The organism is Novosphingobium sp. BL-52-GroH (assembly GCF_044813085.1).
Classification (GTDB): Bacteria; Pseudomonadota; Alphaproteobacteria; order Sphingomonadales; family Sphingomonadaceae; genus Novosphingobium.
This window is the reverse complement of record NZ_CP171152.1, coordinates 1952604-1967179: the sequence shown is the minus strand read 5'-3', so window position 1 is coordinate 1967179 and position 14576 is coordinate 1952604. Positions and strand designations below refer to the sequence as shown.

14 protein-coding genes are annotated in these 14576 nt (G+C 67.0%); 7 read left to right on the top strand and 7 right to left on the bottom strand.

Annotated features, from left to right (window positions below):
• Positions 1–223: 223 nt before the first annotated feature.
• The 3 genes from ACFFDA_RS22040 (at position 224) to ACFFDA_RS22030 (ending at position 4955) form a co-directional block, all read left to right on the top strand.
• A complete protein-coding gene (locus ACFFDA_RS22040; protein WP_404482829.1) occupies positions 224–1282 on the top strand; it encodes a quinone-dependent dihydroorotate dehydrogenase in 1059 nt (352 codons plus the stop codon).
• Positions 1283–1293: 11 nt separating this feature from the next.
• Complete coding sequence (ggt, locus tag ACFFDA_RS22035; protein WP_404479424.1) at positions 1294–3054, top strand: gamma-glutamyltransferase; 1761 nt, start codon at positions 1294–1296, stop codon at positions 3052–3054.
• A gap of 83 nt (positions 3055–3137) precedes the next feature.
• Entirely contained in the window at positions 3138–4955 is a 1818-nt protein-coding gene (locus tag ACFFDA_RS22030) for an AMP-dependent synthetase/ligase (protein ID WP_404479423.1), read from the top strand.
• Between the two features lie 44 nt (positions 4956–4999).
• On the opposite strand, the gene ACFFDA_RS22025 is transcribed toward ACFFDA_RS22030, so the two are convergent.
• On the bottom strand, positions 5000–6139 hold the full coding sequence (locus tag ACFFDA_RS22025; protein ID WP_404479422.1) for a calcium:proton antiporter: 1140 nt from the start codon (positions 6137–6139) through the stop codon (positions 5000–5002).
• 203 nt (positions 6140–6342) lie between these two features.
• Between ACFFDA_RS22025 and ACFFDA_RS22020 the strand changes: the two genes are divergently transcribed.
• The gene (locus ACFFDA_RS22020) at positions 6343–7467 is read left to right on the top strand and encodes a putative zinc-binding metallopeptidase (RefSeq protein WP_404479421.1); all 1125 of its coding nucleotides are present in this window, start codon (positions 6343–6345) and stop codon (positions 7465–7467) included.
• A 311-nt stretch (positions 7468–7778) separates the two neighbouring features.
• Here ACFFDA_RS22020 and ACFFDA_RS22015 read toward each other — a convergent pair whose 3' ends face one another.
• The 4 genes from ACFFDA_RS22015 to ACFFDA_RS22000 all read right to left on the bottom strand — a co-directional run bounded on the left by ACFFDA_RS22015 (position 7779) and on the right by ACFFDA_RS22000 (position 9923).
• Entirely contained in the window at positions 7779–8306 is a 528-nt protein-coding gene (locus tag ACFFDA_RS22015; protein ID WP_404479420.1) for a hypothetical protein, read from the bottom strand.
• A 170-nt stretch (positions 8307–8476) separates the two neighbouring features.
• Positions 8477–9271 (bottom strand): bifunctional sulfur carrier protein/thiazole synthase protein, encoded by a 795-nt coding sequence (locus tag ACFFDA_RS22010; protein ID WP_404479419.1) that lies wholly within the window; start codon positions 9269–9271, stop codon positions 8477–8479.
• A 50-nt stretch (positions 9272–9321) separates the two neighbouring features.
• Positions 9322–9534: a sulfur carrier protein ThiS gene (thiS, locus tag ACFFDA_RS22005; protein WP_404479418.1), complete on the bottom strand. Its 213-nt coding sequence runs from the start codon at positions 9532–9534 to the stop codon at positions 9322–9324.
• A 17-nt stretch (positions 9535–9551) separates the two neighbouring features.
• Entirely contained in the window at positions 9552–9923 is a 372-nt protein-coding gene (locus ACFFDA_RS22000) for a MerC domain-containing protein (protein WP_404479417.1), read from the bottom strand.
• A gap of 131 nt (positions 9924–10054) precedes the next feature.
• Here ACFFDA_RS22000 and ACFFDA_RS21995 point away from each other — a divergent pair, with 131 nt between their 5' ends.
• From ACFFDA_RS21995 to rpsI, 3 genes are all read left to right on the top strand, one after another.
• Positions 10055–11125 carry a COX15/CtaA family protein gene (locus ACFFDA_RS21995; protein WP_404479416.1) on the top strand — a complete coding sequence of 357 codons (1071 nt, stop codon included), beginning with the start codon at positions 10055–10057 and terminating at the stop codon, positions 11123–11125.
• Between the two features lie 342 nt (positions 11126–11467).
• Positions 11468–11947: a 50S ribosomal protein L13 gene (rplM, locus tag ACFFDA_RS21990; RefSeq protein ID WP_404479415.1), complete on the top strand. Its 480-nt coding sequence runs from the start codon at positions 11468–11470 to the stop codon at positions 11945–11947.
• A complete protein-coding gene (gene rpsI, locus ACFFDA_RS21985; RefSeq protein ID WP_404479414.1) occupies positions 11947–12468 on the top strand; it encodes a 30S ribosomal protein S9 in 522 nt (173 codons plus the stop codon). Before rplM ends, rpsI begins: the two co-directional genes overlap by 1 nt.
• Positions 12469–12810: 342 nt before the next feature.
• Here rpsI and phbB read toward each other — a convergent pair whose 3' ends face one another.
• The gene (gene phbB, locus ACFFDA_RS21980; protein ID WP_404479413.1) at positions 12811–13533 is read right to left on the bottom strand and encodes an acetoacetyl-CoA reductase; all 723 of its coding nucleotides are present in this window, start codon (positions 13531–13533) and stop codon (positions 12811–12813) included.
• Between the two features lie 140 nt (positions 13534–13673).
• On the bottom strand, positions 13674–14429 hold the full coding sequence (locus tag ACFFDA_RS21975; RefSeq protein ID WP_404479412.1) for a hypothetical protein: 756 nt from the start codon (positions 14427–14429) through the stop codon (positions 13674–13676).
• Positions 14430–14576: the final 147 nt, after the last annotated feature.

The following is a 14576-nucleotide window of genomic DNA, read 5'->3' as shown; positions in this document are numbered from 1 at the left end:
AAAAAGGCGGCTCCCGGTCGAGACCGGCAGCCGCCATCAAGGTAATAAAGAACTCGAGCGCATCCCGCTACGAGCCCTTCGGGTCGCATGGATCGTGTATGCTCCGCCCCGGGCGATTTATTGTATAAACGCGACATGCCCCGCCCCGGTGAATGCCTAACGATGTTTTTCATCTCGCATCCGCAGCGAGAAGAAGCGTTTGAGCAACACCCCTTGCGCGGTTATGCGCGAATCCGTGCTCTACTCATTGATCCGACCCGCCCTTTTCCGAATCGAGGCCGAGAAGGCCCATGGCCTCGCGCTCTCCGCGCTCCGGCTGGCAGCGCCGGCGCGCGCGCCGGCCTGGCCCCCCGCGCTGGCAAGCGAAGTGGCGGGAATCGCCTTTCCCAACCCGGTAGGCATGGCCGCCGGGTTCGACAAGGACGGCGAAGTGCCGGACGCGCTGCTGAGGATGGGCTTCGGGTTCGCCGAAGTCGGCTCGATCACGCCGCTGCCTCAGGCGGGCAATCCCCGTCCGCGCCTGTTCCGGCTGGTCGAGGACGGCGCCGTCATCAACCGCATGGGTTTCAACAACCGCGGCGCCCAGATGGCGGTCGATCGTCTGGAAGCGCGCGCGGGCAGGCCCGGCGTGCTGGGCATCAACATCGGCGCCAACAAGGATTCGACCGACCGCGTCGCCGACTATGCGATCATGGCGAAGCTGATGGCTCCGCTCGCGAGCTATCTGGCGGTCAACATTTCCAGCCCCAACACACCTGGCCTGCGCGCATTGCAGGACGAATCGGCGCTGACCGGCCTGCTCGACGCAGTGATCCAGGCACGCGATGCGGCCTGCGGCGAGGGCCGGCGCCCGCCGGTGTTCCTCAAGGTGGCACCCGATCTCGAGCCGGCGGACATCGACGCCATCTCGCGAATCGCCATCGACAAGCGGCTCGGCGCGCTGATCGTCTCCAACACGACGATTTCCCGCCCCGCCCTGGCCTCGGCGTATCGGGGCGAAGCCGGTGGGCTGTCCGGAGCACCCTTGCGCGACCTTGCCCAGCAGCGCCTGCGCGATTTCCGCAAGGCGACCGGCGGCGCGGTGCCGCTCGTCGGCGTGGGCGGGATCGCCACCGCCGAGGACGCCTGGGCGCGCATCCGGGCGGGCGCCAGCCTCGTCCAGCTCTATAGCGCGATGGTCTACGAAGGACCGACGATCGCTCGCAAGATCTGCAAGGGCCTGATCGAATTGATGAAGCGTGACGGCTTCGCATCGATTGCAGAGGCGGTGGGAAGCGAATAGCCAGTCCTACGATGTCCAGAAGCCTGACCTGGGGGCTGCTTGCCCCGTTCGCTCCCCTTTCCCTGGCCCTGTCCGGTTGCGCCACCCCGACGACCAACGGTGCGCAGCCGATATCCGAGACCGCCTCGGCAGCCAGCGCCGCCACGACGCAGCCCGAGGTCTTCGACAAGGGCATGGTCAGCGCCGCCGATCCGCGCGCGGCGCAGGCCGGCGCGGAGATCCTGCGCCGGGGTGGCAGCGCTACCGATGCGGCGATCGCGACGATGCTCGCGCTGGGCGTGGTCGAGCCGCAGAGTTCGGGCATCGGCGGTGGCGGCTTCCTGATGCTCGCGGACGAGCAGGGCAACGTCGAATCGTGGGATGGCCGCGAGACCGCGCCCAAGGCTGCCACGCCCGCGCGCTTCCTCGACGGCTCGGGCCAGCCGCTGCCGTTCCGCACCGCCGTGGTCGGCGGACGCAGCGTCGGTGTCCCCGGCAATATCGCGCTCGCGGCCAGGATTCACGCCGAGCACGGCAGGCTGCCCTGGGCCGACCTCTTCCAGCCGGCGATTCGCCTTGCCCGCGAAGGCTATGCGCTGTCGAAGCGCGGCCACGATTCGCTGGCCAGGTCGCCCGACACCGCCGCCCACGATCCGCAGGCGCGCGCCATCTACTACGGCAGCGATGGCCAGCCCTCGCCGGTCGGCGCGACGATCCGCAATCCGGCGCTGGCCAGGACGCTCGAAAGGCTGGCCGGCGAGGGCGCAGACGGCTTCTACAAGGGCATCATCGCGCGCGCGATCGCCGAGAAAGTCGCGGCCGAGACCCCGTCCGACGGCAAGCTGACCGAGCCCGACCTCGCCGCCTTTACCGCGAAGAAGCGCCCCGAAGTCTGCGCCCGGTATCGCGTCTACAGGATCTGCAGCATGGGCCCGCCGTCCTCGGGCGCGACCACCGTGCTGGCGACGCTGATACAGCTCGAAGGCTTCGACCTTGCCGCGCTGGGCCCCGGTTCACCCGTTGCCTGGCACCTGATCGCCGAGTCCGAGCGCCTCGCCTATGCCGATCGCGAGCTGTTCCTGGGCGACCCGGACTTCGTGCCGGTCCCGGTCGAGGCGCTGCTCGATCCTGCCTACCTGCGGCGGCGCGGCGCGCTGATCTCGGCGGACAGGACGATGGCAAAGGTCTCCGCCGGCCTTCCCGCGCCGCACCTTGCGCGCGGGGAAGGGCCGGAGGAGCACGGCACTTCGCACTTCGTCGTCGTCGACCGACAGGGCAACACCGCCTCGTGGACCTCGACGATCGAAAGCGCCTTCGGGTCCGGGATCATGGTCGGCGGGTTCTACCTCAACAACGAGCTGACCGACTTCAGCTTCGTGCCCGAGAAGGACGGCGCGATCGTCGCCAACCGGGTCGAGGGCGGCAAGCGGCCGCGCAGCTCGATGGCACCCACGCTGGTCTACGGCCCCGACGGCAAGCTGCTGCTGGTGGTCGGGGCGGCTGGCGGGGCGACGATCCCGGTGCAGGTGATCCGCGCGCTGATCGGCTCGCTCGACTGGAAGCTGCCGGTCGATCAGGCGCTGGCGCTGCCGGTCCTGTTCGCGCCCACCGATACGATCAACGTCGAGAAGGGCTCCAGGCTCGAGGCGATGATCCCCGCGCTCACCGCACTCGGCCATGGTTCGGTCAGGGCGATCGAGATGCCGCTCAAGACCAATGCCGTCGCGGTGGTGGACGGCCGGCTCGTCGGCGCCGGCGACCCGCGCAGCGAAGGTGTCGCAGTCTCCCAGTAGCAACGCGCAAGGCCGGTTGTCGCAACCTGCGGGCCGGCCTAGACGTTGCGCAAACGGAATGCCGAGAGGATTTGGGGGCCACCATGGAAATTGCCGACTTCGACAGGAGCGCGAACGTGGTTTCGCTCTTCCTGTCCCGCGCCGACGCGCTGGGCGACGCGCCGATGCTGCGGGCCAAGCGCGACGGTCAGTGGCATGCGATCAGCTGGGCCGAGGCCGCAAGGCGGGTCTGCCTGCTCGCCGCCTCGTTGCGCCGGCTGGGCCTGAACGCGGGCGAGCGGGTGGTGATCGTCGCAGAGAACCGGCCCGAATGGTGCCTCGCGGACTTCGCCGTCATGGCGGCCGGCTGCGTGACGGTGCCGACCTACACCACCAACACCACGCGCGATCACATCCACATCCTCGAGAATTCGGGCGCCCGCGCGGCTATCGTCTCGACCGCCAAGCTCGGCCGCGCGCTGCTGCCGGCGATCGTCCAGACTGACATGTGCCGCCACGTCGTCGGCATGGAGCCGCTCGTGCCGATGCAGGGCGGGGCCTATGAGACGCACTTGTGGGACGAACTGTTGGAAGGCGACGCCGCGGCGGCGCGCGCCGAAGTCGACGCGCGCATGGCCGGGGTAGGGCGCGAGGATCTCGCGTGCATCATCTACACCAGCGGCACCGGGGGCGCGCCGCGCGGCGTTCGCCAGCACCACGGCATGTTGCTGAGCAACGTGGCCGGCGCGGCGCAGATCATCGAGCAGGATTTCGGCTGGGATCAGGGCCCTGAAAAGCGCGAGATATTCCTCTCGTTCCTGCCGCTTAGCCACGCCTACGAGCACACTGGCGGCCAGCTCCTGCCGATCGGGCTGGGCGGCGAGATCTACTACTCCGAGGGCCTCGACAAGCTGGCAGCCAACATCGAGGAAGTGCGCCCGACCGTGATGGTCGTGGTCCCGCGCCTCTTCGAGGTGCTGCGCACCCGCATCATGCGCCAGATCGAGAAGCAGGGCGCGGTGGCGAACCGGCTGATGGAATGGGCCGTCGCGGGCGGCATGCGCCGCCAGAACGGCAAACGCAGGCTCACCGACTTCCCCCTAGACCTTCTGATCGAACGCACCTTGCGGCCCAAGGTCCGCGCGCGGTTCGGCGGGCGGATCAAGGCGCTGGTTTCGGGCGGGGCGCCGCTCAATCCGGAAATCGGCGTGTTCTTCGACGCGATGGGGCTGACCCTGCTCCAAGGCTACGGTCAGACCGAAGCGGGGCCGATCATCAGCTGCAACCGCCCCGCCGCCGGGGTCAAGTTCGACACCGTGGGCCCGCCCTTGCGCGGCTCAGAAGTGCGGATCGCGCCCGATGGCGAAATCCTCGTCCGCGGGGAACTGGTGATGGCTGGCTACTGGGAGAACGAGGCGGCCAGCGCCAACGTCCTCAAGGATGGCTGGCTGCATACGGGCGACATCGGCCACTTCGACGCCAAGGGTCGCATCGCCATCACCGACCGCAAGAAGGACATGATCGTCAACGACAAGGGCGACAACGTCTCGCCCCAGAAGGTCGAATCGATGCTCACGCTGCAGCCGGAGATCGCGCAGGCGATGGTCTCGGGCGACCGGCGGCCCTACGTCGTCGGACTGGTCGTTCCCGACGCCGACTGGGCCCTGCAATGGGCACGCGACAACGGCGAGACGTTCGATTTCCGCAAGCTGCAGAACCTGCCGGTCTTCCGCACCGCCATCCGCAGCGCGATCGACCGGGTCAACGCCGACCTCTCGGTGATCGAGAAGGTCCGCCAGTTCACGTTCGCGGACGAGCCGTTCTCGATCGAGAACGAGGAGATGACGCCGAGCCTCAAGATTCGCCGGCACAAGCTGAAGGAACGCTACGGCGCGCGGCTGGACACGCTGTACAAGGTGTGAAGTCCCTTACCGCGTCCGAAGCCCGATGACGAGAAGGGCCCGCTTCACGGGACCAGCGTGGTGAACAGGTAGGTCGCGAAGATCACCAGGTGGATCGTCCCTTGGACCACCGTGGTCCGGCCGGTGCCCAGCGTCATCGAGGCGACCAACAGCGTCAGGCCCAGCAGCACGACACCCTGCATCGACAGGCCGAGTTCGAGGTCGAGCCCGGTGGCCAGTGCGGTCAGCACCACCGCCGGGATCGTCAGGCCGATCGTCGCGAGTGCCGAGCCGATCGCCAGATTGAGGCTGGTCTGCACCCGGTTCGCCCGGGCCGCGCGCACGGCGGCGAAGCCTTCGGGCGCGAGGACCAGCGCGGCGATGATGATGCCCACCATAGCCTGCGGCGCGCCCACCGCCGCGACGCCGGCCTCGATCGAGGGCGACAGCGTCTTGGCGAGCAGGACCACCGCGATCAGCGCGACGAGCAGCAGCGCGGCTGCAGCCACGGCCTGAACCTTTTGCACCGGCGCCTTGTGGGCATGATCGTTTTCTTCGGGATGGAGGAAATGGTCGCGGTGGCGCACCGTCTGGGCGACCACGAAGGTCCCGTAGATGATGAGCGAGATCACGGCCACGAAGGCAAGCTGCACGTTGGAGTAGAAGGCGCCACTTTCGCTGGTGGTGAAGTTGGGCAGCGCCAGCGTGACGACGGAGAGCGTTGCCAGCATCGACAGCCCGTGGGTGACGCCGCTTTGGGTATAGCTCTGTTCGTGGTGGCGCCCGCCGCCGGCTAGAAGGCACGCGCCGACGATACCGTTGATGGTTATCATGATCGCCGCGATCAGCGTATCGCGCGCCAGGGTCTGTGCTCCGCCGTCTTCGCTGAGCATGATCGAGACGATCAGCGAAGTCTCGATCACCGTCACCGCGAAGGCGAGCAGCAGGGTGCCGAACGGTTCGCCGAGGTAATGGGCGAGGACTTCGGCATGGTAGACCGCCGAGACGATCGCCGCGCCCAGAACGAGCGCCAGGACCAGTGCCGGGCCGACCCCGCCCGGCTTGCCCAGCGCCAGCGCGAGCAGCGCCAGGATCGGCACGGCGATCGACCACGGCGCCAGGCCGAACCTGGGGAAGCGCGCGGGTGCGGGCGCTGCATCGTGAGTCGGCGCGGGCGCTTCCGTGGTCTCGGGAGTCTGGTTCATCGATTGACTATAGGTCCGGTACGCCGCAGGACCAGACCCGGTTGCGACTTTGTGCAGGCAGCGCAATCCATCGTCACGGGCCGGAAACCTGTGGTTCGCCATAGGCCTTGCGTTTTTTCGTCGTCCTTGCCGAAACGCCCTCGGGGGTTTCTGCGTTGTGTGCGGCAAGTCCACCCGATTATTGCCATTGGAACCGCCCAAGCATGCGCGCCTTCGCCTGTCCCAACTGCCGCCGCCTCAACCATTTCGAGGTGCGCGTATGCCCCGGCTGCAAGGCCACGCTCGGTTACGACCCCGCGATCGACTCCTTCCGCTTCCTGGCCGACAAGGCCACCGTGTGGCGGGATGACAAGGGCAAGGCGGCGAACGTGGTGGTCTGCGCCAACAACAACGCGTTCCGAATCTGCAACTGGCTGGTCGCCACCGACGACGCGACGCCGATGTGCCGCGCCTGCCGCCACAATCGCACGATCCCCGACTTGTCGGAACCGTCGGTCCCCCCGCGCTGGGCGAAGATCGAGGCGGCCAAGCGGCGCCTGTTCCACTCGCTCATCAAGCTGGGCCTGCCGCTGGAGACCAAGGCCCAGGAGGGGCCGGGGATGCAGGGGCTGGCCTTCGATTTTCTGTACGATCCGATCGCCGAACGGGCCGGCACCCCGCAGATCACCACCGGCCACGACGGCGGCCTCATCACGCTCAACCTGATCGAGGCCGACGATGCCGAGCGCGAGCGCATGCGTCATGCCATGGGCGAGCCCTACCGCACGCTGCTCGGCCATTTCCGCCACGAAGTCGGCCACCACTACTGGTCGCGCCTGGTCCAGCCCGACGCGGCCGAATGCGAAGCCTTCCGCAAGGTCTTCGGCGACGAGCGGGTCGACTACCAGCAAAGCCTCCAGGCCCACTATGCGGACGACGGCTCGAAAATCTGGACCGATGCCTTCGTCAGCTTCTACGCCACGGCGCACCCCTGGGAGGACTTCGCGGAGACTTTCGCGCACTACCTCCACATCGTCGATGTGCTGGCGGCGGCAGGCGGCTTCGACCTGACGCTGGCGGCACTGCCCGGCGAGGCCGAAGGGCTGGAGGTCGAGCTGGACTTCAATCCCTACACGGCCGACACCCAGGCTCTGGTCGACGCGATGGCGCCATTGTCCTTCGCGGTGAACGCGATCAACCGCTCGATGGGGCTGCCGGACCTTTATCCGTTCCACTTGTCCGAGGCGATCGTCGCCAAGCTGGACTACGTCCACAATCTCGTGGCCAAGGCGCGTATGGGCACCGGGACCGGACCCACGCAAGGCGCGGTGGCGGTGGCCGCGGCCTGACCACCGCCTTGGCTCCCTCTGCCTGACAGTGGAAAACGGGGCCATCCCGCTCGATTCTGGTCGAGGCACGCGAACTGCTCGGCCGACTGAATGCGGGCGCGGGGACGCCGCAGACTCTGGTCGTACCTCGGCCTCGCCTTGGAAGGACCCGCGCCGCTGTCCCCGGCGCTTCAGGCGGAGCCGGCAGAGACGTCCGGCGAATCCGCGCTGCCGTGGAAGGTCGATCTGGTCGACCGTAGCTGGTGAGCGAAAGCTTCGGGGGTATCATCGAGGCCGCCCGCCGGGAGCTTCCCGGCGCGGGCTGAACGAGATCAGGCGGCTTCCTTCTCGATGAATTCGGGGTAGAAGCTGGGCTCGCGGTCGGACCAGCCGGGGGCGGTTGCGGCGGCTTCGCTGATCGAATGCAGCAGAACCCTGCGCCGGTCGGGCCGGATCTGCGGCAGCGCCGCGCCGCCGCAGAAGGCGCCCGGCAGCCACGGGCGTGCCCAGGCACCCAGCAGGCGCTCGTAGAGGAAGCGGAACGCCGAGAAGCTGGTCATCTTCTCCTGGGCCAGATCGAAGGCGACCATGCGCACCAGCTTGCCCATGAACGTCTCGATGTCCTCGAAGCCGATGTCGTCGGGGCGCATGGTGCGCAGGGTCTTGAGGTCCTGGTAGGCAACGTACTGCTTGCGGATCGAGGCGAGTTCATGCTCGTCGCGCGCCCAGAGCTTGAAGGCGTCCTGGCGCCCGAGCCCTATATCCAGGCTGCGACGGATGTAGCGCTGTTCGCACGCGGTGAAGCTGGCAAACTCGCGCAGTTCGCTGATGGTCAGAGTTGCCGTTCCTGCTTGGCCCATTGTCGTGATTCCCGTCTCGCGAAGGGCACTCCCTTCACGAGTCGAAGTAAAGCATAATCGCAGTTACCAACGAGTTTACCATGCAATCGTTTGTCTGCGAGGTGGCACTTAGGATTTCGGCAATAGGGCCCTGACCCGGTGCCGCATCGAAATAGCTCCCCGACGGACCTTCAGATGAGGCCGGCCAGCGGGCTCGACGGGTCGGCATAGCGGCGAGTCGGCATGCGACCGGCAAGGTAGGCGTCGCGCCCGGCCTGGACCGCCAGCTTCATCGCGCGGGCCATGCGGATCGGGTCCCTGGCCTCGGCGATGGCGGTGTTCATCAGCACGCCGTCGCAGCCCAGTTCCATCGCCACCGCCGCTTCGGACGCGGTGCCGACGCCCGCGTCGACCAGCACCGGCACTTTGGCGCCCTCGACGATGAGGCGGATGGTGACCTTGTTCTGAATGCCGAGGCCCGAGCCGATCGGCGCGCCAAGCGGCATGACCGCGACGGCGCCGCACTCTTCGAGCTGCCTGGCCGCGATCGGATCGTCGACGCAGTAGACCATCGGCAGGAAACCTTCCTTGGCAAGGATTTCCGTCGCCTTCAGCGTCTCGCGCATGTCGGGGTAGAGCGTGCGCGCCTCGCCCAGTACTTCGAGCTTCACGAGGTCCCAGCCACCTGCCTCGCGGGCCAGGCGCAAGGTGCGGATGGCCTCGTCGGCGGTGAAGCAGCCGGCGGTGTTGGGCAGGTAGGTGATCTTCGTCGGGTCGATGAAGTCGGTCAGCATCGGCGCGTTGCGGTCGGACACGTTGACGCGGCGCACGGCCACGGTGACGATCTCGGCGCCCGAAGCCTCTACGGCGGCCGCGTTCTGTTCGAAGTCCCTGTACTTGCCCGTGCCCACGATCAGGCGCGAGGTGAAGGTACGACCGGCAACCGTCCAGGTGTCGGGGGTCGAGGTATCAGCAGTATCGGTCACGCAACGCGTCCTTTCGGGGAGCGGTAGAAGATCGGGCGATGTGGCCGCGTTCAGCCGCCGCCCACGAAATGGACGATCTCCAGCACGTCGCCCTGGGCCAGGATCACGTCGGCCAGCGTCGAGCGCGGCGCGATCTCGGCATTGCGCTCGACCGCAACCTTCTTCGGGTCGAGGCCAAGGTCGGCCACGAGATCGGCGATGCTGGCGCCGGAGGCGATGCGGCGCGGCTCGCCGTTGACGGTAAGCAGGAGTTCGTCGGTCATGCAGCGGCAGATAGCGTTCAGCAGGCGGCGTGCAAGTTCCGAATGTGCGCGAAGGCCACCAGGCTCACGCCCAGTATCGTCAGCACTGCCTCGGGCAGGCCGTGCCCGACGAGAAGCGCCCCGCCCATCAGGGCAAGGCCGAACCCGCCGATCACCAGCGGTGCGATGCGGCCGTGGCGCAGGACGCCGAAGCCCAGCGAAACGAGGCCGACGCCGAGCGCCAGTCCCAGTCCGATGCGATGGATTTCGGGCGAAAGCAGCACTTCGCCGCCTAGTCCGAGCACGCCCACTAGCACGACGCCCAGTACGCAATGCACCGCGCACAGCCCGCTCAGGATGATTCCGGCACGGTCGAGGCGGTTTCGAATCGCTATGAGGGTACTGCGCATGCCGGCCATGTATGTAATGTTGTATCATCAATCAAGGCCCGACAGCGCGATCGCACGCCCGGTCGAACGGGGCCTTGCGCATTTGCCTGCGAAAACGCAGGGAATGCGGGCATGAAAAAAGAAGATGACGCATGAGAGTGAACGACGGCCGCCCGATCATCGGCACCAGTGACGATATCGCCCCCATGGTGCGCTGGCTGCTGACGGTCGCCGTGCTGGTGGTTCTGATCGTCGCCGTCGGCGGCATTACCCGCCTGACCGAATCGGGCCTCTCCATCACTCAGTGGAAGCCGCTGACCGGTTTCATCCCGCCGCTGACCGAAGCGCAGTGGCAGGTCGAGTTCGCCGGCTACAAGCGCATCCCGCAATACCTCGACGTCAACGGCCCGGCCGGCATGACGTTGGCACAGTACAAGTTCATCTACTTCTGGGAATGGGTCCACCGCCTGCTTGCCCGCGTCATCGGGCTGGCCTTCGCGCTGCCGCTGGCGTGGTTCTGGTACAAGCGGACGATCCCGGGCGGCTACAAGCCGCGCCTGCTGGCACTGCTGGCGCTGGGCGGGCTGCAAGGCGTCGTCGGCTGGTGGATGGTCTCCTCAGGCCTGAGCGCCGAGGCGCTCGACCGGGTCAGCCATTTCCGTCTCGCCGCGCACCTGCTGGTGGCGCTGTTCACGCTGGGCGGGCTCGTATGGACCGCGCTCGACCTCAAGGCCCTTGGACGCGGCGAGCCGCGCGCGCGGCTGACGCGCTTCGGCATGGTGGCGCTGGCGATGCTCGCCTTCCAGCTGTTCATGGGGGCGATGGTCGCGGGCCTGCGTGCAGGCGTCGTCGCCGGCGGCGGCTGGGGCAACTGGGGCGCCTGGCCGCTGATGCAGGGCAGCTTTTTCCCCGAAGGCGTTGAGTGGGCGCACGGCGCGCTCCATGCCTTGGTGAACGACCCCTACCTCACCCATTTCGTCCATCGCTGGTGGGCCTGGGCCGTGGTCCTGGTGCTGATCGCGATGGGCCGCAGGCTCAAGGCGAAGCACGAGCGGCTCGCCTCGGTCGCGTTGCACAGCGCTTTCGGGACCCAGGTGATTCTGGGCGTGTTCACCGTGTGGTCGGGCGTGACGCTGTGGCTCGCGGTGGCGCACCAGCTTTGTGGCGCGCTCCTCGTCGCGGCAACCGTGTGGGGAGCGCATGGCCTCGGGCGGCGGGGGTAGGGCACTAGACTCCTTTTTCCCCTCCATCGTCGCCCTGAACTCGTTTCAGGGCCCGTTTCGCCGTCAACGCCGTGGCTTGTGGTGGCAACCCACGCGGGCGGCTGGTTATCCCAGCCATCGGCGCCGAAAGCAGCATGGCCCTGAAACGAGTTCAGGGCGACGGGAATCGGATAAACGGACGTGTCCCTCATCGTCTCCCGAAGAGTAACGGTATCATTATACCTCTCTGGAATCCCGCAGTCTGCTTGACTTGTCGGTGCATTTCGACGAATTGGCCGCCTTCCGCGCTTCCGGGGATTCGCTTCACGGCTGGCGCACGATACTCATAGGGAATGACCAGCCATGAAGGCGCTCACGAAGGTCACCCGGTCGATCAAGCCGGCCGAGGTGGAAAAGAAGTGGCATCTTATCGATGCCGAAGGTCTTGTTGTCGGCCGTCTCGCCGTCATCATCGCCGACCTGCTGCGCGGCAAGCACAAGCCGAGCTACACCCCGCACGTCGATTGCGGCGACCACGTCGTCGTCATCAATGCCGAGAAGGTCCGCTTCACGGGCAACAAGCTCAAGCAGCAGACCTACTACAAGCACACCGGCTATGCCGGCGGCATCAAGGAAGTCACCGCGGACAAGGTCCTCGCCGGCCGCTTCCCCGAGCGCGTGCTCGAGAAGGCCGTTGAGCGCATGGTTCCCCGTGGTCCGCTCGGCCGCGACCAGATGCGCGCCCTGCACCTCTATGCCGGCACCGAACATCCCCATGGCGGCACCCAGCCCGAAGCGCTCGACGTCGCTTCCATGAACCGCAAGAACAAGGTGGGCGCGTAATGTCCGAAAACGAAACCGTTCAGAGCCTGTCCGACCTCAAGGACATCACCGGCGACGTGACCGTGGCCGACGAGACTTTCGCTCCCGCGCCGATCGTCTCGAACGCTCCGCTGCGTGAGCAGCAGATCGACGCCCAGGGCCGCGCCTACGCCACCGGCCGCCGCAAGGACGCCGTCGCCCGCGTGTGGATCAAGCCTGGTTCGGGCAAGATCACCGTGAACGGCCGCGACCAGGCCGTCTACTTTGCTCGTCCGACCCTGCGTCTGGTCATCAACCAGACCTTCCAGGTCGCCGGCCGCGAAGACCAGTACGACGTGATCGCCACCGTCAAGGGTGGTGGCCTCTCGGGCCAGGCCGGCGCTGTGAAGCACGGAATCGCCCAGGCCCTGTCGAAGTACGAGCCGACCCTGCGCGCCGCCGTCAAGGCCGCCGGCTTCCTCACCCGCGACCCGCGTGTCGTCGAGCGTAAGAAGTACGGCCGCGCCAAGGCACGCCGCAGCTTCCAGTTCTCGAAGCGCTAAGCTTCCAGAGCCTCGGCTTACGAAAAAAGGGTCGCGGGAAACCGCGGCCCTTTTTTGTGCCGATTCTCCTTCCCGACGCAGGTGGGGAGCGGCTGGTGGTGGAGGCAAAGGAGCCCCTCGGTCACCCGCAACGCGTGTGCGACCTCCCCATTGCTTCGCAACAAGGAGGATCTGGGAGCGGATGCCGCATGGCCCGCCGGCCATTGCGCGGAAAAATCGGCCGATCCAGTTCTGCGATCGGGCGAGGGATGCACGATTACGGCGAAAACCGCGCGCAAACCCCATGGCGCCGGCGCCTGGCTCGCCGCTCCATGGAACGGTTTCGCCAGGCACCTGCCATCGTCAGTACATGTGCTGCCCGCCGTTGATGCTCAGCGTCGAGCCGGTCACGAAGGCCGCGTTCTCCGAGCAGAGGAACGCGCAGCCACGCGCGATCTCGTAGGCGCTGCCGAGGCGGCCGACCGGGATCTTGGCGACGATCTTCTCCAGAACCGGGGCGGGCACGGCGGCGACCATGTCGGTGTCGATGTAGCCCGGCGCGATGGCGTTCACGGTCACGCCGTACTTGGCGCCTTCCTGCGCCAGTGCCTTGGTGAAGCCGTGGATGCCGCTCTTGGCCGCCGCGTAGTTCACCTGGCCGTACTGGCCGGCCTGCCCGTTGATCGAGCCGATGTTGACGATCCGGCCCCAGCCGCGCTCGCGCATGCCGGCGAAGGTCGCCTTGGCGGTGTTGAAGCAGCCGCCCAGGTTGATGCGCATGACGTCGTTCCAGTCGTCGAAGCTCATCCGCTGCAGCACGCCGTCGCGGGTGATGCCGGCATTGTTGATGACGATGTCGATCGGTCCCACTTCGGCGGCGATCCTTGCGCAGCTTTCCTGCGTCGCCTCGTGGTCGCCCACGTCCCACTTGTAGACGGGAATGCCGGTCTCCTGCGCGAAGGCCTGCGCCTTCTCGTCGTTGCCTGCGTAATTCGCAACTACCGTGTGGCCGCGCTCCTGAAGTGCGAGCGAGACAGCCTTGCCGATACCCCGGGTCCCACCGGTAACAATTGCAACGCGCGCCATATCAAGCCTTTCCCAAGTCTGAGCATCCACCATCGACATTGCTATGGAAGGAATATGACGGCGGCAAGGCCGACTATTGCCCTAAACGCGCCGGAAATCGACTCAATTGCGTGCAGAAACTGCAACGGCGATTGCCGGTTTCAGAATCGGAACTGGGTTCCGACGTAAACCGCCTGGCCATCGAGCTTGCCGTCGGTCAGCGGGACCAGTCGCTCGCGGTCCTGCGAATAGCGCACGCCTGCGGTGACATCGAGATTTTCGGTCACCCGGTAGGCGCCGCCCAGGTCCACTTCGCCCGCCTCGCCCGAGAAGGTTCGAGGGGCGCGACCGGCGGCGCGCTTTTCGTCGATCGAGATGCGCGGCGAGAAGCGCGATTCATCCTTGGTCGTCGTGCCGGGGGCGAGGCTGAACTTCTTGAGGTCGGGCAGTTCCGCCATAGGCCGGGCGGTCGGCTGGGGTACGAGGTTCTGCGCGAAGTTCTGGTAGCCGCGCGAAACGCCCAGGTTGAATGCGGCCGGTGCGATGCGCAGGCTGGCGGCGTCCTGGCTGCTGGCCATCGCCGGCGAGCGGCCGCGCACGATGATCGCCAGCGCCGCTTCGGGATCGACACGCACCGCGACGGTCACGGCGCGATCCTGGCGGTTGGGGGTGCCGGCAGGCGTGAAGGGGAACGGCTGGCCCTGCGCGAGCGAGCGCATGGCGATGGCTTCCGAGAGATTTTCCGGAGTCGCCCCAGGGTCGAGGGAATCGATGCGTCCGGCGGCGACGGAATGCGACTTGAAGTTGGTGGAGAAAGCCAGCACCGCGCTCGGCAGTGCCAGCATGCCGACGCAGCCCGCCAGAAGCAGTCCGCCCTTCATGCCGCCCCTCGAGGTGGTGCCTTGTTCGATAGCCATCCTAAAGCCCTGTCGCCTCTCGCAAATCCTTCCCGCGGGAGTCGTCGCGGAAAACTGCCTCCATACGCACCGCGAGATTAACACGTCCTGAGTGGCATGGGAAAGGGTCTGCCGGTCGGCACGTCGTTCAGCAAGCGCTCAGCGACG